The 20,600-nt window shown below is 70.7% G+C and carries 14 protein-coding genes; 10 read left to right on the top strand and 4 right to left on the bottom strand.

Annotated features, from left to right (window positions below):
• The first annotated feature begins 38 nt into the window (after positions 1–38).
• Complete coding sequence (gene ypfJ, locus ACP56T_RS03650) at positions 39–941, top strand: KPN_02809 family neutral zinc metallopeptidase (RefSeq protein WP_430910744.1); 903 nt, start codon at positions 39–41, stop codon at positions 939–941.
• Positions 942–950: 9 nt separating this feature from the next.
• Here the strand turns inward: ypfJ and ACP56T_RS03645 are convergent, their stop codons facing one another.
• Positions 951–2,198, bottom strand: a complete 1,248-nt coding sequence (locus tag ACP56T_RS03645) for a molybdopterin molybdotransferase MoeA (RefSeq protein WP_430910743.1) — start codon at positions 2,196–2,198, stop codon at positions 951–953.
• A 220-nt stretch (positions 2,199–2,418) separates the two neighbouring features.
• On the opposite strand from ACP56T_RS03645, the gene ACP56T_RS03640 reads away from it, so the two are divergent.
• From ACP56T_RS03640 to ACP56T_RS03620, 5 genes are all read left to right on the top strand, one after another.
• A complete protein-coding gene (locus ACP56T_RS03640) occupies positions 2,419–4,077 on the top strand; it encodes a caspase family protein (RefSeq protein ID WP_430910742.1) in 1,659 nt (552 codons plus the stop codon).
• A 257-nt stretch (positions 4,078–4,334) separates the two neighbouring features.
• A complete protein-coding gene (locus tag ACP56T_RS03635; protein ID WP_430910741.1) occupies positions 4,335–4,967 on the top strand; it encodes an OmpA family protein in 633 nt (210 codons plus the stop codon).
• A 197-nt stretch (positions 4,968–5,164) separates the two neighbouring features.
• Complete coding sequence (locus ACP56T_RS03630; RefSeq protein ID WP_430910740.1) at positions 5,165–6,184, top strand: efflux RND transporter periplasmic adaptor subunit; 1,020 nt, start codon at positions 5,165–5,167, stop codon at positions 6,182–6,184.
• A complete protein-coding gene (locus ACP56T_RS03625) occupies positions 6,184–9,318 on the top strand; it encodes an efflux RND transporter permease subunit (protein WP_430910739.1) in 3,135 nt (1,044 codons plus the stop codon). The genes ACP56T_RS03630 and ACP56T_RS03625 overlap by 1 nt, the downstream gene beginning before the upstream one ends.
• Before the next feature lie 78 nt (positions 9,319–9,396).
• Entirely contained in the window at positions 9,397–9,741 is a 345-nt protein-coding gene (locus ACP56T_RS03620) for a hypothetical protein (RefSeq protein WP_430910738.1), read from the top strand.
• Positions 9,742–9,750: 9 nt separating this feature from the next.
• On the opposite strand, the gene ACP56T_RS03615 is transcribed toward ACP56T_RS03620, so the two are convergent.
• Positions 9,751–13,923, bottom strand: a complete 4,173-nt coding sequence (locus tag ACP56T_RS03615; protein ID WP_430910737.1) for a glycosyltransferase — start codon at positions 13,921–13,923, stop codon at positions 9,751–9,753.
• A 158-nt stretch (positions 13,924–14,081) separates the two neighbouring features.
• Positions 14,082–15,353, bottom strand: a complete 1,272-nt coding sequence (locus ACP56T_RS03610; protein WP_430910736.1) for a glycosyltransferase — start codon at positions 15,351–15,353, stop codon at positions 14,082–14,084.
• A gap of 216 nt (positions 15,354–15,569) precedes the next feature.
• On the opposite strand from ACP56T_RS03610, the gene ACP56T_RS03605 reads away from it, so the two are divergent.
• From ACP56T_RS03605 to ACP56T_RS03590, 4 genes are read left to right on the top strand one after another with little or no spacing between them, the layout of a single operon-like run.
• Positions 15,570–15,773, top strand: a complete 204-nt coding sequence (locus ACP56T_RS03605) for a hypothetical protein (RefSeq protein ID WP_430910735.1) — start codon at positions 15,570–15,572, stop codon at positions 15,771–15,773.
• Positions 15,774–15,821: 48 nt separating this feature from the next.
• Positions 15,822–16,037, top strand: coding sequence for a ferredoxin (locus ACP56T_RS03600; RefSeq protein WP_430910734.1), 216 nt, complete (start codon positions 15,822–15,824; stop codon positions 16,035–16,037).
• Positions 16,034–17,338, top strand: a complete 1,305-nt coding sequence (locus ACP56T_RS03595; RefSeq protein WP_430910733.1) for an NAD(P)/FAD-dependent oxidoreductase — start codon at positions 16,034–16,036, stop codon at positions 17,336–17,338. The genes ACP56T_RS03600 and ACP56T_RS03595 overlap by 4 nt, the downstream gene beginning before the upstream one ends.
• Before the next feature lie 5 nt (positions 17,339–17,343).
• Positions 17,344–18,582: a cytochrome P450 gene (locus ACP56T_RS03590; RefSeq protein ID WP_430910732.1), complete on the top strand. Its 1,239-nt coding sequence runs from the start codon at positions 17,344–17,346 to the stop codon at positions 18,580–18,582.
• 244 nt (positions 18,583–18,826) lie between these two features.
• On the opposite strand, the gene ACP56T_RS03585 is transcribed toward ACP56T_RS03590, so the two are convergent.
• Entirely contained in the window at positions 18,827–20,560 is a 1,734-nt protein-coding gene (locus ACP56T_RS03585; RefSeq protein WP_430910731.1) for a patatin-like phospholipase family protein, read from the bottom strand.
• Between the last annotated feature and the right edge of the window lie 40 nt (positions 20,561–20,600).

Below are 20,600 nucleotides of genomic sequence, written 5' to 3'. Positions count from 1 at the left end.
ACACGCCGACGCGGACGGCGGATCAGGGATACGGGCCGATGCGCTGGGACGATTTTCGCAGTTCCGACAACGTCGAGGACCGGCGCGGCGAAGGCGGCGGGGGCATGGGCTTTCCCGGCGGCGGCGCCGGGGGGCTCGGCATCGGCACCATCGTCATCCTGTGCATCATCGGCTGGGTGACGGGCATCAACCCGGCGATCCTCATCGGCGGGGCCGAGCAGATGAGCGGCGGCGGCCGCCAGCGCGAGGAGCGCGTCGATCCGCAGACCCAGTCGCGCCGGGGCGCGCCGCCCAAGGATCAGGCCGGACAGTTCGCGGCCAAGATCCTCGGCAACACCGAGGACGTCTGGAGCACGGTGCTGCCGAACCAGACGGGCAAGCAGTACACGCCGACGACGATGGTGCTCTACACCAGCGGCACCCGCAGCGGCTGCGGATCGGCCCAGGCCGCGATGGGGCCGTTCTACTGCCCGCTCGACAAGAAGATCTATCTCGACACGTCGTTCTTCCAGGAGATGGCTCAGAAGTTCGACGTGCGCGGCGACTTCGCCTATGCCTACGTCATCGCCCACGAGGTCGGCCACCATGTCCAGGACGTGCTCGGCATCCTCGGCAAGGTGCAGTCGCGCCAGCAGGCCGCCGGCCGCACCGACGCGAACCGCCTGTCCGTGCGCGTCGAGCTGATGGCCGACTGCCTCGCCGGCGTCTGGGCAAAGAACTCGAACGACAAGTACAACGCCATCGACGAGAGCGACGTGCGCGAGGCCGTGAAGGCGGCCTCGGCCATCGGCGACGACAAGCTCCAGCAGCAAGCCCAGGGCTACGTCGTGCCCGACAGCTTCACCCACGGCTCGTCCGAGCAGCGGGTGCGCTGGTTCATGACCGGCTTCAAGAGCGGCCAGACGCGCTCCTGCGACACCTTCCGCGCCGCCGGAAACTGAGCCCGCCCCTCACCAGAGCAGGGCGTGGGGGTAGAAGCGCACGATTCCGCCGGGCGCCGCCCCGGCGGAATCGTCCGGCAGCTCCGCCAGCCCGTCGCTGCCGGCGAGGGAGGTGAGGGCGCCGGAATGGGGCAGCTTCACCGCCTCCGGCATGCCGTCCGCTCCCGGCCGCAGGGTGACGCGGACATATTCGCGGCGGCCGGGCTTCTTGCGGTGTGCGAAGGCCGTCCTGACCACGATCCCCGGCGGCGGCTCGTGAACGGCGCCCCCGAGGCGCGCGAGCAGCGGCCGGACCACGAAGAGCAGGGTGACATAGGCGGCGGCGGGGTTGCCCGGCAGACCGACGAAGGGCGTATCGGCGACGGAGCCCATGGTCACCGGCCGTCCGGGCTTGATCGCGAGGCGCCAGAACGTCAGGCGCCCGCCCGCCTCCACCGCCGCCTTCACATGGTCCTCCTCGCCGACGGAGACGCCGCCGGAGGTCAGGATCAGATCGTGCCCCTGGGCCGCCTCGGCGAGGCGCCGGGCGATCAGGCCGCCCTCGTCGGGCAGGATGCCGAGATCGTCCACCTCGGCCCCGAGCCGGCGCAGCAGCGCGGCGATGAGCAGGCGGTTGCAGTCGTAAATCATGCCCGGCCGCAGCGCCGCCCCCGGCTCGGCCAGCTCGCTGCCGGTGGAGAACAGGGCAACGCGCAGGCGCCGGCGGACGCTCAGAGCGGCATGCCCGGTGGCGGCCGCGAGCGCCAGGTCCGTCGGCCGCAGCCGCCGTCCGGCCGCGATCACCGGAACCCCGCGCGCCGCGTCCTCGCCGGCGAGGCGGCGATTGGCGCCCGGCCGCAACCCTCCGGGCAGCACGACGCGCTCGCCGTCGCGGCGGACATCCTCCTGCATGAACACCGTGTCGGCGCCCGCCGGCATCGGCGCGCCCGTGAAGATGCGCACCGCCGCCCCGTCCGGGATGGCCGCGATCTCCGTGGCGCCGGCCGGCACGCGCCCGCGCACGGGCAGCACCGTCTCCCCGCTCCCGGCGAGGTCGGCGAAGCGCACGGCGTAGCCGTCGACGGCGGAATTGTCGAAGGGCGGCAGGTCGATGCCGGCGGCCACCTCCCCGGCGGCGACGCGGCCGTCGCATTCGGCGAGCGGCAGCGTCTCGACGCCGGCCAGCACCGGCATGCGCTCGCGGATCAGATCCGCCACCGCCTCGACGGAGAGGGCCGGCCGGCCATGGGCGAAGCAGTCGTCGGTGATCTGCGCCATGCGGGTCCCGTCCGAAATCCCCGTCCGCCGCACGATGGTGCCGGGCAAGGCGTCCTGCCAGCAGCGCGGGATCGGGGCAAGACGCGCCCGGCCATCTCGCGCATGATGGAAATCCCGCTCCCGATCGGAGCGACGGCCCACTGTAGAGTAGCCGCATGCTATTGCCCGCACGGACGGGCAACGGGTATCACGCGCTCGTGCGACATACGTCGGGGATGACATGCGTATCGCTCGTTGCGTTGGACTGATCCTCGTCGCTCTCGCGGCCCCGATGCTGTCGGCGACGGCAAGTCTCGCCGCCCCGGCCCGCGCGGCGCTCGTCGTCGGCAACGCCGCCTATCCCGACAGCGACATGGTGCTCGCGACGCCCGCGAGCGACGCCAAGGCGGTGGCCGACGCGCTGAGGAAGCGCGGCTTCGCCGTGGAGGCGGGCGAGAACCTCAACCGCGAGGCGATGCAGGCGGCGGTGGACCGCTTCCTGCGCAGCATCGAGCCCGGCTCCGTGGCGCTGGTGTATTTCGGCGGCTACGGCATCCAGGTCGGCCGCAAGAACTACCTCATTCCCGTCGACGGCCGGATCTGGACGGAGGCCGACGTGCTGCGCGACGGCGTCTCCGTCGACGCGCTCCTCGACGGCATGGCCAAGCGCAACGCGGACGCGCGGGTGATCGTCCTCGACGCCTCGCGCCGCAATCCCTTCGAGCGGCGCTTCCGCAGCTTCTCCATGGGGCTTGCCGCGACCCCGGCGGCTCCGGGCACGCTGAGCCTGTTCTCGGCGGCGACGGGCAGCGTCGCGAACGACGGAGGAGGGCAGGGCGGATTCGGCACCGAGGTCGCGCGCCAGATCGGAACGGGCGACGCCAGCGCGGAGCAGGCCTTCGGCGCCGTGCGCGACGCCGTGGCCAGGGACAGCCGCAACCAGCAGCTCCCGGCCCTGGTCTCCGGCCTGGAGACGCCGTTCTCCTTCGATCCGGCGGCGCAGCCGAAGGCCGTGGCCAAGGCGCCACCGCCGAAGCCTCCGGTCGAGGAGCCCAAGCGCCCCGCCGAGGACCCGAAGCCTCCGAAGGTCGTGGCGGCGCCCCCGCCCGTCGAGCCGCCGCCGGTGGTCAAGGCCCCGGAACCGCCGCCCGCTCCGCCGGTCGACAAGGCCGAGGTCCCTCCGCGCAAGGAGGAGCCGTCGGGCACGTCGGTCTCGCAGGTGGTCAAGGACTTCGACAGCGCCAGCCTCGTCAACACGCGCAAGTCCTTCGAGGACTTCCTCGGCAAGCACGCCACCGGCCCGCTCGCCGACCGCGCCCGCAAGGAGCTGCGCCGCCTGGACGACGAGAAGCCCGTCGCGGCCGATCCCGTGAAGCCGCCGCTGAAGGCCCAGTATTCGGCGGTGGAACTGCAACGGAAGACCGAGCTCGACGGCCGCATCGCCAACGATCCGCGCGACGAGGGCGCCTATTACGAGCGCGGGCAGTTCTACGCCCAGCGCGGGGAGGTGAAGCTCGCCATCGCCGATTTCGACCAGTCGATCCGGCTCAACCCCAGCAACCCGGAGGCGTACAACAACCGCTGCTGGATGCGCGCCATCGACAACGATCTGCCCAGGGCGCTCGACGATTGCGGCGAGGCGCTCAAGCTGCGGCCGAACTTCGTCGATGCCCTCGACAGCCGGGGGCTGGTGCATCTCAAGCAGGGTTCCATGCGCCTCGCCATCGCCGATTACGACGCGGCCTTGCGCGTCGACCCCTCCCATAGCTCGGCCCTCTACGGGCGCGGCGTCGCCAGGATGCGCCTCGGGGAGAGCGCTCAAGGCCGCAAGGACCTCGCCGGAGCCCTGAAGCTCAACCCAACCATCGACAAGGACTTCGAACTCGTCGGCATCCGCTGAGGGGGCGACTCGGGGGGAGGCGGGCAGGCCCCGTCGATCCCGAAAAGCGGCCGGCGAGAGTGGCCGGACAGTGCGGAGACCATGCGAAGACAGGCGTTGGGGCAGTCCTCGGCGTTCAGCGCGTGCTCAACCGCACGCAAAACCATGTCGAATGCTTGGGAAGGCCGTTGATCGCAAATCAGCGGCATGTGAAGAAAGTTTGCGACACGAGGTGACCTGCTTATCCGATCACCTGCACATCCCAAGAGGAGGTTCACATGTCCCGCTTCTCGGTTAACGCCCACCGAATGTTACTGTCCGGCGCGGCCGCCGTTCTTCTTCTCGCCCAGCCCGTCTTCGCCGAGGATGTTTCCGAAAGCTCGATCCTCAAGGCGCTGACCCCGGCCAAGACCCGCAGCCTTTCCATCGGCGCGCCGCAACCCCAGGTCAGCCCGGCCGAGGCCAGCTTCGTCGACTCGGTGCGCAACAAGAATAGCCGTTCGCTCTCCACCGGCGAGCGCACCAGGCTCCAGATGGTCGCCGAGACCAAGCCGAACATCGATCTCGCCATGGAGTTCGACTACAACTCCGACGTCCTGAAGGGGAAGGCGCTCGAGACCGCCAACGCGCTCGGCAAGGCCCTGACCAGCCCCGACTTGCAGGGCCAGACCTTCATGATTGCCGGCCACACCGACGCCAAGGGTGGCGACGAGCTCAACCAGAAGCTTTCCGAGCGCCGGGCCGAGGCGGTGAAGCGCTTCCTGGTGACGACCTACCAGATCCCGGCCGCCAATCTCATCAGCGTCGGCTACGGCAAGCAGCGCCTGAAGAACACGAGCGATCCCTTCGCCGCCGAGAACAGGCGCGTCCAGGCGGTGAATATGCTGCAGGTGAAGACAGCGGGGCGTTGACGCGCCTCGCCCGGATACCGGAAATGAGCGGCGCGGCCCGTCGACTCGAAAGGGTCGCCGGCCGCGCGGGGCCGTAGCGCCTGCCTTCCAGGCGCGCGGCGGGCCGTTCGCGTCTGGCGCGGCCGGCATCGGACGGGACCACCGGGCTTCCGGGTGCCCCGCGAAAACGACAACGGGGTCGGGCGAGCCGGGGGGCCATGAGACACCATGTGAGCGAGCGCCGCCTCAGCAGGCGCAGCGTCGCGGCGGCCCTTGCCGGCGCCGGGATCGGCCTCGCGGTACTCGGCACGATCCGTCCCTGGCCGGCCAGAGCCGAGAGCACCGCTGAAGGCACCACCGTCGCCAGCGTGCGCGCCGGGTCGGCCTGCCTCAAGGAGCAGGTGCGCATCACCGGCTTCGCCATGGCCCGCGAGGAGAGCGGCGCCAGCCTGCCCCTCGACGGCTATCGCATCACGGACATCCTCGTCACCGAGGGCGACAAGGTCGCCGCCGATCAGGAGATCCTGAAAGCCGTGCGCCAGGGGGACGATTCCGGCATGGCCGCCCGCCCGCCGGGTCCGCCCTCGCTCAGCCTGCGCGCGCCCATCGCGGGCCGCGTCACCCGCATCAACGCCCGCGTCGGCATGCTCTCGGGGATGCCCTCCGGCCCCGGCATGGGCGCGGCGGCCATGGGCAGTGGCATGGGCTCCGGCATGCAGGCGGCCGGGATGCCCCCCGAGCCGATGATCCGCATCATGGGCGATTCCGGCATCGACCTCATGGTCGACGTGCCGAGCCCCTACGTGACCAAGCTGCGCATCGGCTCCGCCGCGCGGATCCTGCGCGAGGACGGCACCGAGCTTAAGGCCAGCGTCCGCGTTCCGGTGACGGAGGTGGATCCGGGCTCGCAGCTCGGCCGGGCCCGGCTCGGGGTCGAGGCGGGAACGGCGCTGCGTCCGGGCCAGTTCGCCAGCGCCATCGTCGAGACGGCGCGCGACTGCGCCCTCGCCGTGCCGCGCTCGGCGGTCTCCTACCAGAACGGCTCGCCCACGGTGCAGGTCCTGCGCGGCACCACGGTGGAGACGCGCAGCGTCCGCACCGGCCTCTTCGACGAGAGTACCATCCAGATCCGCGAAGGGCTCTCGGACGGCGAGCCGGTGGTCGCCAATGCGGGCACGGCGCTCCGCTCCGGCGACAAGGTCACGCCGGTCATCACGGACGGGACACGGAATCGCTGATGTCGGTCAACGTCTCCTCGCTGGCGATCAAGAACCCGCTCCCGTCGATCGTCTTCTCGGTCATCCTGCTGGCGCTCGGGTGGTCGAGCTTCATGCGGCTGCCGGTCACGCGGCTGCCGAACGCCGACATCCCGCTGATCTCCGTCGTGGTGCCGCAGTTCGGCGCGGCGCCCGCCGAGATCGAGGCCCAGGTGACGAAGACCGTCGAGGACGGCGTCTCCGGCGTCGAGGGCGTGCGCCACATCTCCTCGTCCGTGACGGACGGGCTCTCCGTCACCACCATCGCCTTCCGGCTCGAGACCAACACCGACAGGGCGCTCAACGACGTCAAGGACGCGGTGACGCGGGTGCGGGCCAACCTGCCCCAGGGCGCCGAGGAGCCGCTGATCCAGCGCGTCGACGTCGTCGGCCTGCCGATCCTGACCTACGCGGCCTCCGCCGCCGGCAAGAGCCCGGAGCAGATCTCCTGGTTCATGGAGAACACCGTCAAGCGCTCGCTCCAGGACGTGAAGGGCGTGGCGCAGGTGGAGATCATCGGCGGCGTGAGCCGCGAGGTGCTCGTCTCCCTCGATCCGGACCGGCTCCAGGCCTTCGGGCTCACCGCCTTCGACGTGAGCCGGCGCCTGCGCGGCACCAACGTCACGGTGACGGGCGGGCGCGCCGAGATCGGCGGCCGCGACCAGGCGATCCGCACGCTCGCCTCGGCCAAGAGCCTCCAGGAGCTGGCCGGCGTGATGATCGCGCTTCCCACCGGTGGCGAGGTGCGGCTGGAAGACCTCGGCCTCGTCACCGACACCATCGGCGACAGGCGCAACTTCGCCCGGCTCAACGGTGAGCCCACCGTGGCCGTGGGCATCAAGCGCGCCAACGGCGCCAGCGACGTGGTGGTGGCCAAAGCCATCGAGAAGCGCGTCGAGACGCTGCGCGCCGAGAACCCGGAATTCGACCTCAAGCTCATCGACACCTCCGTCGACTTCACCCTCGGCAACTACGAGGCCGCGATCCACACCTTGTTCGAGGGCGCCTTCCTCGCCGTGGTGATCGTCTTTCTGTTCCTGCGGGATCTGAGGGCGACGGTGATCGTCGCGGTCTCGCTGCCGCTGTCGATCTTCCCGGCCTTCTGGGCGATGGACATGCTCGGGTTCTCGCTGAACCTCGTGAGCTTCCTCGCCATCACGCTCTCCACCGGCATCCTCGTCGACGATTCCATCGTCGAGATCGAGAACATCGTCCGGCACATGCGGATGGGGAAATCCGCCAAGGAGGCGGCCATGGAGGCCGCCGACGAGATCGGGCTCGCGGTCATCGCCATCTCGCTGACCATCATCGCGATCTTCGCGCCGGCGAGCTTCATGTCCGGCATCGCCGGGCAGTTCTTCAAGCAGTTCGGCATCACGGTGGCGGTGCAGGTGTTCTTCTCGCTGCTCGCCGCGCGCTTCGTCACGCCGATGCTGGCCGCCTACCTGATGAAGCCGCACAAGGCCGAGGAGAAGCCGCCGGGGCCGGTGCTGCGGGCCTATACGCGGCTCGTCACCGTCTCGGTGCGCCACTACTTCATCACGGTGCTGATCGGGCTCGGCTTCTTCGCCGCCTCCATCGCCTCCATCGCGCTGCTCTCGAAGGGCTTCCTGCCGGCGCAGGACACCTCCCGCTCGGTGATGGCGCTGGAGCTGCCGCCGGGCTCGCAGCTCTCCGACACCGAGAAGGTGACGGAGGACATCGTCGGCGTGATCCGCGGCCTGCCCGAGGTGAAGAGCGTCTTCGTGGATGGCGGCCGGGTGCCGCGCGAGCCGAGCGAGGTGCGCCGCGCCTCGCTCATCATCAACTACACCGGCAAGGGCGAGCGCTCGATCAAGCAGATCGACCTCGAGCGCGAGATCGGCAAGCGCCTGCGCGAGGTGCCCGATATCCGCTTCTACTTCGTGGACGAGAACGGGCTGCGGGCCATCTCGCTCGTGGTGCGCGGCACCGATCCACGGCAGGTCGCCAACGTCGCCAACGAGCTCGCCGGCCAGATGCGGCGCCTGCCCACCGTGGCGAACGTCATCTCCGGCACCACCCTCGACCGGCCGGAACTCCAGATCCGGCCCCATCTCGACCTCGCCGCGCGCCTCGGCGTCGCGCCGACGCAGCTCGCCGAGACCATCCGCGTCGCCACCATCGGCGATGTCGGGCCGGCGCTGGCGAAGTTCGACCTCGGCGACCGCCAGATCCCGATCCGGGTGCAGCTCGACGACCGCGCGCGCGTCAACCGGCAGGTGCTGGAGCAGTTGCGCGTGCCGAAGGGGGGAGGGGGCTCGATCCCGCTCTCGGCCATCGCCTCGCTCGATTTCCAGCAGGGTCCCACCAACATCAGCCGCTACGACCGCCAGCGTCAGGCCACCGTCGCCTGCGACCTCGTCGGGACGGCAGCCCTCGGCGACGTATTGAAGGACATCGACGCGCTGCCGGTGATGAAGTCCCTGCCCAAGGGCGTCACCATCAGCCAGTCCGGCGATGCCGAGAGCCTGAACGAGCTCTCGGAGGGCTTCGCCCAGGCCATGAGCGCCGGCCTGATGATGGTCTACGCGGTGCTGGTGCTGCTCTTCGGCAGCCTGCTCCAGCCCATCACCATCCTGTTCTCGCTGCCGCTCTCGCTCGGCGGCGCGGTGCTGGCCCTGATGATCTCGGGCAAGCAGCTCACCACGCCGGTCTGGATCGGCATCCTGATGCTGATGGGCATCGTCACCAAGAACGCGATCATGCTGGTCGACTTCGCCGTCGAATCGATCCGGCACGGCATGGCGCGCGACGAGGCCATCATCGATGCCGGCCGCAAGCGGGCGCGCCCCATCGTCATGACCACCATCGCCATGGTGGCCGGCATGCTGCCCTCGGCGCTGGCCTTCGGCATCGGCGGCGAGTTCCGCTCGCCCATGGCCATCGCGGTGATCGGCGGGCTGATCTTCTCGACGCTGCTGTCGCTCGTGTTCGTGCCGGCGGTGTTCGTGCTGATCTCGGTGATCTCCGAGCGGTTCCTGCTGGCGGGCGGCTGGATCGCCGGCCTCCTGAAGCGCCGCGGGAAAACGGCCCGGCCCGCCGCGACGAGCGACGCTCAGGTGCCCGCCGGCACCGATGCGGGCGCGCCGACGTGAGATGAAGAAAGGGTGAACGGCAGGGCCGGAGATCCGGCCCGTGCCACGCCCCCCTGTCAGTCCCCAGCGGTGATCGCCATGAAGTTCGTGTCCTCCCTCCCGGCCCTCGCCATCGCGCTGTGCGCCACCGCAGCCACGGCGGAGGTGACGAGCATGCAGCGCGCGGCCTGCACGCCGGACGTGTTCCGCCTGTGCTCGTCCGACGTCCCCAATGTCGGCAAGATCACCGCCTGCCTGCGCCGCGAGCGCGGCAGCCTCAGCCCGTCCTGCCGCAGCGTGATGGACGAGGCCGACAAGCCGGCGGCGCGCGTCGCCACCCGCTCCCTCGTGCAGCGCTCGGAATGGTGCCGCTTCGACCGCGCCGAGGCCGCCTCCAAGAGCCTGTGGCGCGACTGGTGCGGCGACGCCTCCTGGACCGATTGAGCCTCCGCCTCAGCGCAGGGCCGGATCGATCTTCGGCACCTGCGGTTCGGCGATGATGGCGCGCAGATGCGCGGCGAAGCGGTCCATCGAGAAATCCGTGGAGCGCGCGCGGGCCGAGTCCCGCAAGGCCCGGACGTCCTCCTCGCGAATGTCCATGAGCGCCAGGGTCTTGTCGCGCAGCTCCTCCGCATCCGACACCAGGAAGCCGTCGCGCCCGTCGCGGATGATCTCGCCGGGGCCGCCGTGGCGCAGGGTGATCGGGATCGCCCCGGCGCTCATCGCCTCGCCGACGGTGATGCCGAAATGCTCGAACCGCTCGGGCATGCGCTTCACGTCGTCCTTGGCGCCGGTCATGTGCCAATAGACCGAGGCGCCCCGGTAGAGGTCGTGGATCTCCTCCGCCGTCGCGTTGACGTGGAAGCTCACCGGCAGGTCCTGGGCCGCCCGATGCAGCGAGGTCAGGTAGGCCCGGTCCGCGCTCGCATCCCCCAGCGACCCGGCGAGGTGGAGTTCGACCGGCCGGCTCGTCGCGGCGACGAGCTCGCGGAAGGCCTCGACCATGGTGTCCTGGCGCTTGCAGTGGCCGCCGAGCGTGAAGCGGCCGACATTGACGATGCGGAACGGCTCGCCCGCCCCGCGCTCGCGCTCCGGCATGGACGCAAGCTGAGGGGACGAGACCTGGGGGATCGCCGGGCAGAGGATATGGACCGGCGGCAGCGTCAGCCCGAGCCGCGCGGCCGCCTCGTCGACGTGCTCGGCGACGAAGCGCGAATACACCATCATCGCGTCGTAGCCGCGCAGGTTGCCCCAGTGCTGCGCATAGGTGCCGGGCGGCATCGAGAACGGAAACTGGCAGAGGAAGATGTTGAGGCGTCCCATGCCCGGCACGGCGGGCAGAACCTCGTTCGACATGCAGACGAACACGTCGAAGAACTCGGCGGGCGCGTGCTTGCGCTGACGGATGGTGACGTGATCGAGGGGCAGCTCCAGCTCGCGGGCCAGGGTCGCGAGACGGATCGCGCTGTAGTGGTCCGCCGTCAGCAGCGTGCAGTCGTAGTCCTCGCGCAGAGCGGCCGCGAGCGACAGCAGGTAGCGCTCGCCGCCACCCGGCGTGAGCGGGTAGGGCGAGAACAGGCCGATCCGCTTGGTCCGAACCTCGGCCCTCGGCGGCGGCGGGGCGGCGGCGAATTCCGGCAGCAGCCTGCGCTCCACGCTGCCATCGGAGCGGCCCTGTAGGAACCGGCTCCACCGGGCGATGAACTTCACCCGGTTGATCTGGGTCAGGCCGTCCATGCGCAGCCCGAGATTCCGGTCTCCCGCCGTCTGGTGCTCCAGGTGGATCACCTCGGAGGTCGGGACATAGACCGTGCGCTCGCCGACGAGGCGCAGCTTCATGCAGAGATCGACATCCTCGTAATAGGCCGGATCCCAGCACAGATCGTAGCCGAGCACGCGCCGGAAGCTCTCCGCGCGCATGGCGAGGGTCGCCGCCGAGCAGTAATCGACGATCATCGGCTCGTTGAAGAGCGGGTCTCGGGGGTTCAACCCCTTGCCGCGCTGCACCGGCGTGCCGCAGGGGCTGATGGTGGCCCCCGCCTCCTGGAGCCTGCCGTCGGCATAGAGGAACTTCGGCCCCGCCGCGCCGATCTCCGGATCGGACTCGATCGCGTCGATCAGCGGCTCGAGCCAGCCTTCGGTGACGAAGGCGTCGTTGTTGAGGAACACGAGGTATTCGCCGCGCGCCACCTCGACACCGAGATTGTTGCCCTCGCCGAACCCGACGTTGCGGTCCGAGCGGACGATGCGGGCGCCGGCCGCGTATCGGCACAGGACCGAGAACTCGTCCCAGTTGCTGCCGTTGTCGACGACCACGACCTCCGAGCGGGCCATGTCCGTGTGCAGCGCCAGGAAATGGAGGCACTGGAGCGTCAGGAGGGTCTTGTTGAGGTTCAGGATGACGAACGAGTATCGCGGCGTCGCCGGCTCGGCCTTCTGCGCCTGCCGAGCCATCAGCCCGGACAGGAAGGCGGTATAGGGGTCGACCTTCGGATCGAGTTCCGCCAGTCGGCGGAACAGTGCCGGATCGAAGCTTCGGTGCGGTTTCCGGCCTTCGCGCCAGCCGAAGGAGAGGTAGTGCAGAACCGGCGTGGTCGGTGTGCCGGCTTGGCTGTCCGGGCGCACGAACTGATTGTTGTAATAGCCCACATCGAAGAGGGGCGATGTCGGCACGTTCTCCAGGTGCCCGAAACGAATGTAATGCGCCAGCGGGTGCAGGCCGACCGCCAGAACGTCCGGCCGGAGGTCGTGATAATAGGCGATGTCGAGCAGAGGATGGGTAGGGCGGTAGCGATACTGTCCCGTCGTCGCGAAATGCCAAAGAGGATCGACGGCGACATCCTCGGGGCCGGCCGCCAGATAATAGGCCGTGTCGAAGAGCGGATGCGGGTTGAGCCCCTCCTTCCACCCCGTCGTCCGGTAATGCGAGACGAAATCGCCTTCGGCTACGACCCAGCCCCGGTCGGCGAGCTGAACCGCGTAGTAGTCCGTATCGAGCAGCGACGCGTAGAAATCCGCGTGCTCCGAGCCCGGCAAGACGTCCGGGGGCGATGTCGGGGTGTGCTCCGCGCGCCCGTAACGAATGTAATGCACCAGCGGGTGCAGGCCGGCGGCCAGAACGTCCGGCCGGCGGGCGTGGTAATAGGCGATGTCGAGCTGCGGATGGGTCGGCCGATAGCGGACCTGGCCCGTGGTCGCGAAATGCAACAGGGGATCGCCGTCGACCTCCTCGGGTCCGGCCGCCAGATAATGGGCCGTGTCGAAGAGCGGATGGGGGTTGAGGCCCTCTTTCCACCCCGTCGTCCGGTAATGCGAGACGAAGTCGTCTTCCGCCACGACCCAACCCCGGTCGGCGAGTTGCGCGGCGTAGTAGTCCTTGTCGAGCAGCGACGCGTAGAAATCCGCGTGATCCGGGCCCGGCACGATGTCCGGTTCGCCGTTCGGGGTCTCTTCGGCGACGGCCGGGGGTGATGTCGGCACCTTCTCCGCCTGTCCGTGACGGATGTAATGGACCAGCGGGTGCAGGCCGGCAGCCAGAACGTCCGGCCGGCGAGCGTGGTAATAGGCGATGTCGAGCTGCGGATGGGTCGGCCGATAGCTGACCTGTCCCGTGGTCGCGAAATGCAAGAAAGGATCGCCGTCGACCTCCTCGGGTCCGGCCGCCAGATAATGGGCCGTGTCGAAGAGCGGATGGGGGTTGAGGCCCTCTTTCCATCCCGTCGTCCGGTAATGCGAAACGAAGTCGCCTTCCGTCACGACCCAACCCCGGTCGGCGAGTTGCGCGGCGTAGTAGTCCGTATCGAGAAGCGACGCGTAGAGGTCCTCGTGCTCGTCCTCCGGCCCAGTGTCCGCTTCGCCGTTTGAGACCTCCTCGGCGGCCGGGGGCGATGTCGGCACCTTCTCCGCCTGTCCGTGACGGATGTAATGCACCAGCGGGTGCAGGCCGGCGGCCAGAACGTCCGGCCGGCGGGCGTGATAATAGGCGATGTCGAGTTGCGGATGGGTCGGCCGATAGCTGACCTGTCCCGTGGTCGCGAAATGCAAAAGGGGGTCGCCGTCGACCTCCTCGGGGCCGGCCGCCAGATAATAGGCCGTGTCGAACAGCGGATGCGGGTTGAGGCCGTCCTTCCACCCCGTCGTCCGGTAATGCGAGACGAAGTCGCCTTCCGCCACCTCGCCCCGGTCGGCGAGCTGGGCGGCGTAGTAGTCCCTGTCGAGCAGAGACGCGCAGAGGTCCTCGTGCTCGTCCTCCGGCGTGGGGGCCGGCGCGGGGTCCGAGGTCTCTTCGGCCACGGGCAGGCTCAAGCCGGGCACGGCCAGGGGCGTGCTCGACAAGTCGTGTCCGGTGACGATCTCGATGACGCGAACCGCCTGTCGATCGGTGTCGGACAGGCTCGGCGGGATCGCGATCTGGAAGCCGTAGCGACCGTCGCCGAGTCCGATGGCGAGAAGGTCGGAGCGAAACCGGTCGGCCAGGCCCGATGCGACCGTGCGCTCGCCCACCCGCAGTTCGACCCCGGTTCGCTTCTGCGGACAGGCGCGGTTCATCACCCAGCCGTCGATATGCGTCGCGGTCACGATGTCGACGCTGCCGCGGATTCCGCGCGTACCGGGCAGTCTGAACATCGTCCTCGCCATGAAGTCCGGGCACTCCGAGCCGTGCGAAAGGCGCCTTTTAGAGTGTCGCGGAGCACAACGGAAATACATCCTTCGCGTCCCCTCGTCGCGCGGGAGAGGGAAGGATCGACCTTCCGGTTCCGCAGGCGGGGATCAGGCGAGGCGCGTCAGCCGGTTTTGCGGGGGCGCACGCCGTCGATCAAGCCGAGGATTTCTCGCCGCGTGTCGTAGCGCGCGAACTCCCGTGCCATCTCGGCGGCGCGTTCGCGGAAGCGCGGCTCGTCGAGCACGGTGGCGATGGTCTCGTGCAGGGCCTCGCGGGTCGGCTCGCTGGCGGCGAGGTTCAGCCCCACACCGGCCCAGGCGATGCGGGCGCCGATCTCGGCCTTGTCCTCGGTGACGCCGGCCGAGACGATGGGCACGCCGGCCTCCAGCGCCATCGACACGCTGCCGTAGCCGCCGTTGGTGACGAAGACGTCGACCTTGGGCAGCAGGTCGCCGAAGGGCAGGAAGGTCGAGACCCGCGCGTTTCGCGGCAGGGGCGCCCGCAGCGATTCCAACGGACGGCCCCCTGTGGTGGCGATGACGAGGAGATCGTCCCGGTCGGCGAGGGCGCTCAGGGTCGGCTCGATCAGCTCGTCGAAGTTCTGGTTGGCAAGCGTGCCCTGGGTGACGAGCACGACGCGGCGGTGGCCGTCGATCTCGTCCCACCACTCCGGCAGCGGCATGGTTCCGACGGGCGGCGGCAGCGCGCCGACGAAGCGCACATGCGGCGGCAGCGCGCCGTAATCGTACTCGAAGGACGGGACGGTGAACTGCGCGAAGGCGTCCGGCAGGATCACGATGGAGTGGGGCAGGGAGGCCGGCAGTCCCGGCAGGCCCTCCTTCGCCAGCAGGGCGTCGGCATAGGCCCGCACCGGATTCGTGAAGCCCGCGTCGACCTGCGCCGCCATTGCCGCATAGCGCTCGCCCTCGGCCGCATCGGCGGCCGGCGGCAGGCCGAAGCCGACCGGGGCATGGTCCGGCCTGTCGTGGAAGAGGAAGCTCACGTTGCACAAGACGATCGGGGGCCGCTCACCGTCCCCGAGAAGCAGGGGCAGAACACCCAGGAACAGGCTCCCCGCGACGATCGCGTCCGGCCGCTCGGCCGCGATCAGGTCGCGCAGGGTCTGCGCCTGGTCCGGCATGCCGTCGAGGAAGCGGCGCTCGAACTCGTGACGGTAGCGCTCCGGGCCGGCCGGCAGGTCGGTGTCGCGGTATTCCGGGTTCCCCTTCGAGACATAGGGCAGGAACCGGAAGCCGGCCTTCTCGATCCTGGCGCGGAAGGGCTCCGTGCAGGTCATGACGATGTCGTCGCCGCGCTCTGCCGCGAGCCGCGCAATGGCGAGCAGCGGGTTGAGATGCCCGGTCAGCGGCGTGGCGGCGAAGAGCAGCTTCATCGGACAATCTCCGGTCGATCGGCGGGCCGCATCCGGCGTCGGGAAGGGCCTGTCTGTTTCGCACTGCGATATGGAGCGTTACGGCGCGGCCGCCATGCGCGTCTCGCATGGCCGGCTCCGTAACCTCCCGGCCCGCGAGCCGAATGGACGGCGTTGCCCTGGCCATGCGGGCCGGTGCCCCTACCTGCCGCCGAGATCGAGCCGAGCATGACCGCCATGGATTCACACCTCGCACGCCGCACTGCACCCGGCCCGCGCGCCGCGCTCCGTCCGGGCTCGCGCCGGGCCGGTCCCGCCGCATGGATGGCGGCATCGGCGGCGACGCTGCTGCTCGTCGTACTGACGGGGTTGCCCGCGCGCTCGGTCCCGAACCTGCTTCCGCAGCCCGAGGACCGGCACGGTCCGCATATCGGGATGTGACGGCGGATCCCGCCTCGGACCGAAACCTCTCACGGAAGGGTCAGCGCCTTGCGCGTCGTCGTCGATCTCAACCGCTGCCAGGGCTACGCGCAGTGCTGCTACGCCGCGCCCGACCATTTCACCCTGCGCGGCCATGAAATCCTGTTCTACGACCCGGCGCCCCCCGACGAGCGGCGCGGGGAGATCGAGCGGGCCGTCCAGGCCTGCCCCGTGCGCGCGATCAGCATCGACGCGCCCGACGCCGACGAGCGGGCCGAGCCGTGAGCGCGGCGTCCGAACCGCGCGGGCATGTCGTCGTCGGCGCCTCGCTCGCCGGCCTGCGGGGGGCGGAGGCCCTGCGCGCGGGCGGCTATGACGGCCCCCTGACGATCGTCGGCGACGAGCCCTACGCTCCCTACGACCGTCCTCCGCTGTCGAAGCATGTGCTGGCGGGCGAGCTTTCGGCCGATGCCACCGCTCTGCCCCGGTTCCTGCCGCTGAAGGCGACGTGGCGGCTCGGGCAGGCCGCGACGGGGCTCGACCGGGCCGCCCGCGCGATCCGCCTCGCGGACGGAACGGCGGTCCCCTACGACAAGCTGCTCATCGCGACGGGTGCGCGGGCCAGGCCCTGGCCGGACGGGGAGGGCGCGCGGCTGCGCGGCGTCTTCACCGTTCGCGGCCGGGACGACGCGGCGGCGTTGCGCGAGGCGCTGGCGGCGGGACCGAGGCGCGTGCTCGTCGTCGGGGCGGGCTTCATCGGCTGCGAGGCCGCCTCCTGCTGCCGCGACCTCGGCCTTGCCGTCACCCTCGTCGATCCGAACCCGACGCCGCTCGCCCGCGTGCTCGGCACCGTCGTGGGCGGCCTGATCGCCAGTCGGATGACGGCGGCGGGCGTCGATGTCCGGCCCGGCACCAAGGTGAGCGCCCTCGAAAGCGACGCGGAGGGCCATGTGCGGCGCGCCCGGCTCTCGGACGGCGGCACGGTCGAGGCGGACGTGGTGATCGCGGCGCTCGGCGCGGTGCGCGACACCGGCTGGCTCGCCGGGAGCGGATTGCTCGCCGATGCCGGCGGCATCACCACCGACGGCGCCTGCCGCGTGCTCACGCGGGACGGGACGCCGGCCGAGGGCATCTATGCCGCCGGGGACGTGGCGCGCTGGCCGATCCCCCTCTATGGCGGCCGGCTCGTCGCGCTGGAGCATTGGGGCAACGCCGTCGAGCAGGCGGGACAGGCCGCGCGCAACATGCTCTCCGGACCGGGCGAGCAGGTCGCCTACGCCCATCTGCCGGCCTTCTGGTCGAGCCAGTTCGGCGTGAACGTCAAGGCCGTGGGGCTGGCGGATGGCGCCGACAGCCTCGCCGTGGTCCAGGGCTCGCGCGCCTCGGGCCGCTTCCTCGCGGTCTACGGACGTGCCGGGAGGACCATCGCGGCGGTGTCCTTCGATCAGGCCCGCTGGCTGCCCTCCTATGCGGAACGAATCGCTGCCGGCGCGCCGTTCCCGCCGATCCTCGACGCCACCGACCAGCCGCGCATCGAGACCCCGCCGCCCGGCTTCCCGCCGCCGCGCGCGACCGCGAAGGAGTGAGCGCCATGGCCGACGACACCCTGTTCGCGCAGGCGACGGAGCAGGCGAACCGCGCGAACCCGTATCCGCTCTACGCGAAGCTGCGGGAGACGCCGGTCTCGCGCCAGGCCGACGGCAAATACGTGGTGAGCACCCACGCGGCGATCCGCGGACTGCTCTTCGACCCGCGCCTCAGCTCCGAGGACCTGCCGCCCTCGCACCGCCCGCATACCGGCAACCCGCTGAAGGACTGGATCCTCAACCCGATCAAGAACCACATCACCAACACCCACCGGCCGCTGATCTTCCGCGACCCGCCGGATCACGATTCCCTGCGCGCCTTCGTCATGGAGCAGTTCACGGTGGCGCGCGTGCGGGCGCAGCACGCAAGCGTCGCGCGCCTCGTGGACGACCTGCTCGACAGGCTGCGCGGCCGCGACAGGATCTGCCTCGTGAGCGACTTCTCCTATCCGCTGCCGGTGGCGGTGATCTGCGACCTGATCGGCGTGCCGGAGGAGGACGAGCCGCAGTTCCAGGCCTGGGCGACGCAGCTCGCCACCGCCCTCGAGCCGGACGTGCGCCACGGCGAGGAGAGCCGCGCGGCGATCGTCGCCGCCTTCGACGCCATCTCCGCCTACATGCGCGCGCTCATCAAGGAGAAGCGCCGTCATCCCACCGACGACATGCTGAGCGGCATCATCCACGCCAAGGGCGCCAACGGCTCCGGCATGGGCGAGTTCGACCTGATCTCGACGGCGATCCTGCTGCTGGTCGCCGGCCACGAGACCACCGTGAACCTCATCACCAACGGCATGCTCACCCTGCTGCGACATCCCGACGAGCTGGAGCGGCTGAAGGCCGACCCGGAGCGCGCCCCGCGACTCATCGAGGAGGTGCTGCGCTACGATCCGCCGGTGCATTTCCGGACGCGCCGGGCGTTGGGCGACATCGAGATCGGCGGCACCACCATCCCGAAGGACGCGAACGTGGTGCTGCTCTTCGCCGCCGGCAGCCGCGACCCGGCGCGCTTCACCGATCCCGACCGCTTCGACCCGGACCGGAGCGGCAACGAGCATTTCGGCTTCGGCGGCGGCCTGCATTACTGCATGGGCGCCCCGCTGGCCCGGATCGAGGCGGAGATCGCCCTGGTAGCGCTCTGCCGGCGGATGGTCTCGCCGCGCCTGATTCAGGACCCGCCCTATCGTCCCGGCGCCTCCCTGCGCGGCCCGGAGCAACTGGAGATCGGCATCGCGGGCATCCGGTAGTCGCGATGCCGGAGCGGATGCGGCTCTGACACCATTTCAGGTCGATGCGCTCGGCGTTCCCGCGTTTCCCTCTCCCCTCCGCGGGAGAGGGTGGCCCGCGAAGCGGGTCGGGAGAGGGGAGCGACGTTGCCGGAGAGGGCGTTCCCCTCTCCCGACCCTCGTTGACGCGAGGGCCACCCTCCCCCGCAGAGGGGGGAGGGAAGACGCGCGTGGTCGGCCCCATCGACTGGCCACCGCATAACGGTCAGGAGCCCTCGCTCCAGGCCCGGAGCGTGCCGGCCTCGATGCGTTCGACGGCGTGGCGGTAGCCGATGCCGGCGATGCGCTCCCAGGAGCGCCAGTCCCTCAGGTCGATGCCGGCGAGCGGCGGGCGCATCACCGCCGTCGCGTGCTCTCGCGACATCGCCGCCTGCGCGTCGCTCGACACCGTGGCGGCCCGCAGCAGAAGCTGCGCGATGCCCGGCGTCGCCTCCGATGCGCCGAGCAGGCGGCGCACCACACGCCCCTGCCAGGAGCGCATCGGCATCCGCTCGAAAGCGAGATCGCTACCGACATCCACGGCGAGCACCGGGCCGCGCTCCTGCCCGGCCAGCAGGTCGGCGGGGAGGTTGTTCATGGTGCCGCCATCCACGAGCACGCCTTCCTCCGCCATCACCGGAGGCAGCAGGCCGGGAATGGCGATGCTGGCCCGCAAGGCCGTCGCGAGATCGCCCTCGCGATGGACCATGGCGGCGCCGGTGGTGAGGTTGGCGGAGACGCACAGGAAGGGCAGCCACAGGCCCTCGACCCGGACCTCGCCGAAATGGCGGCGCAGGCGCTCGTCCACCTTGGTCCCCCGCGTCAGGGAGAGGACGGGCAGGGTGTAATCGTTGATGGGTGAGCTCGACACGAAGGCGTCGAACACATGGCCGCTGATCTCGTCGGCGCTCCAGCCCATGGCGACGCTCGCCCCGACCACCGCGCCGATACTGGTGCCGCCGACGAAATCCACCGGATGGCCCGCCTCCTCCAGCGCCCGCAGCACGCCGATATGCGCGAAGCCCCGCGCGCCGCCGCCGCTGAGCACCAGCCCCCGCGCCCGGCCGCTCACCAGCCGCGCGAGACGCGCATGGTCGGCGGCACGCCCGATCCGCACCTGATGGCGCATGGCGACGGGCAGGGCGTCGATGCCGGGAGCGGCCGGTCTCGCGCCATGGGCGGAGGCCTCCTGCGCGACGACGAGGTCGCAGCGGCGCCAGCCATCGGGAGAGTCGAGATCGAGTTCCCCCGACCTCTCCAGCGGCGGCTGCCCGGCGGCGGCGAGCAGCAGGACATGGTCCGCCCGGCGCAGGCAGAGCCGGCTCCAGGGGCAGTCCGGGTCGACGGCGGCGTAGACGACCCGCTCGTGCCCGGTCTCGTAGGCATGGAACCAGGTCTCGTCGGCGTTGTCCGGCCAGTCCGGCAGGAAGCCGGTGCGGCCGCCGAGCGCGTCGGCCAGGGTGGCCCCGAAGGCCCGCGCGTCGACGCCTCCCGTGACCGCGATCACCGCGAAGGTCATCGGCGCATGCATCACCGGCCGCCCTCCGCCGAGGGAGCGCAGGCGGTCGGCCAGGAGCCGCGCGAAATACAGCATCGCGGCGGGATGGCGCATGGCGAGGTCGTCGAAGCACGCCCTGCCGAGCCGCAGCAGCAGCGCGTCGCGCAGGACCGTCGCCGTGGCCGAGCGGGGGGCGTCGGAGAGCAGCGCCACCTCGCCGACCGTGTCGGGCGGCCGCAGGCGGGCGATGCGGCGGACGGCGCCCGTGTCCGGGTCGCGGCTCGCCACGCCGACGCTGCCCGAGACGATGACGTAGAGCCCGTCCGCCCGATCCCCCTGCCGGAACAGGACGGTGCCGCCGGGAACGGCGCAGGGCTCCATCCGCCCCCGCAGCGCCGTGGCGGCGGCGTCGTCGAGCCCGTCGAGGAAGGGGACGCGGTAGGCGGGATCGGCGGCGGTCATGGGCGGCGCCGGCCGACGATGCGGGTTGACGGCGGCGGCA

It is taken from the genome of Methylobacterium endophyticum, assembly GCF_050591105.1.
In the GTDB taxonomy this organism is placed as follows: Bacteria; Pseudomonadota; Alphaproteobacteria; order Rhizobiales; family Beijerinckiaceae; genus Methylobacterium.
Note: the sequence above shows the minus strand (reverse complement) of the source record. Positions and strands in the feature narration are given on the sequence as shown.

Coding starts and splice junctions, on each gene's coding strand:
- ACP56T_RS03635 (WP_430910741.1), top strand. CDS start 4,335: ATGTCCCGCTTCTCGGTTAACGCCCACCGAATGTTACTGTCCGGCGCG.
- ACP56T_RS03590 (WP_430910732.1), top strand. CDS start 17,344: ATGGCCGACGACACCCTGTTCGCGCAGGCGACGGAGCAGGCGAACCGC.
- ACP56T_RS03615 (WP_430910737.1), bottom strand. CDS start 13,923: ATGTTCAGACTGCCCGGTACGCGCGGAATCCGCGGCAGCGTCGACATC.
- ACP56T_RS03605 (WP_430910735.1), top strand. CDS start 15,570: ATGGATTCACACCTCGCACGCCGCACTGCACCCGGCCCGCGCGCCGCG.
- ACP56T_RS03620 (WP_430910738.1), top strand. CDS start 9,397: ATGAAGTTCGTGTCCTCCCTCCCGGCCCTCGCCATCGCGCTGTGCGCC.
- ACP56T_RS03645 (WP_430910743.1), bottom strand. CDS start 2,198: ATGGCGCAGATCACCGACGACTGCTTCGCCCATGGCCGGCCGGCCCTC.
- ACP56T_RS03630 (WP_430910740.1), top strand. CDS start 5,165: ATGAGACACCATGTGAGCGAGCGCCGCCTCAGCAGGCGCAGCGTCGCG.
- ACP56T_RS03625 (WP_430910739.1), top strand. CDS start 6,184: ATGTCGGTCAACGTCTCCTCGCTGGCGATCAAGAACCCGCTCCCGTCG.
- ypfJ (WP_430910744.1), top strand. CDS start 39: ATGCGCTGGGACGATTTTCGCAGTTCCGACAACGTCGAGGACCGGCGC.
- ACP56T_RS03610 (WP_430910736.1), bottom strand. CDS start 15,353: ATGAAGCTGCTCTTCGCCGCCACGCCGCTGACCGGGCATCTCAACCCG.
- ACP56T_RS03585 (WP_430910731.1), bottom strand. CDS start 20,560: ATGACCGCCGCCGATCCCGCCTACCGCGTCCCCTTCCTCGACGGGCTC.
- ACP56T_RS03640 (WP_430910742.1), top strand. CDS start 2,419: ATGCGTATCGCTCGTTGCGTTGGACTGATCCTCGTCGCTCTCGCGGCC.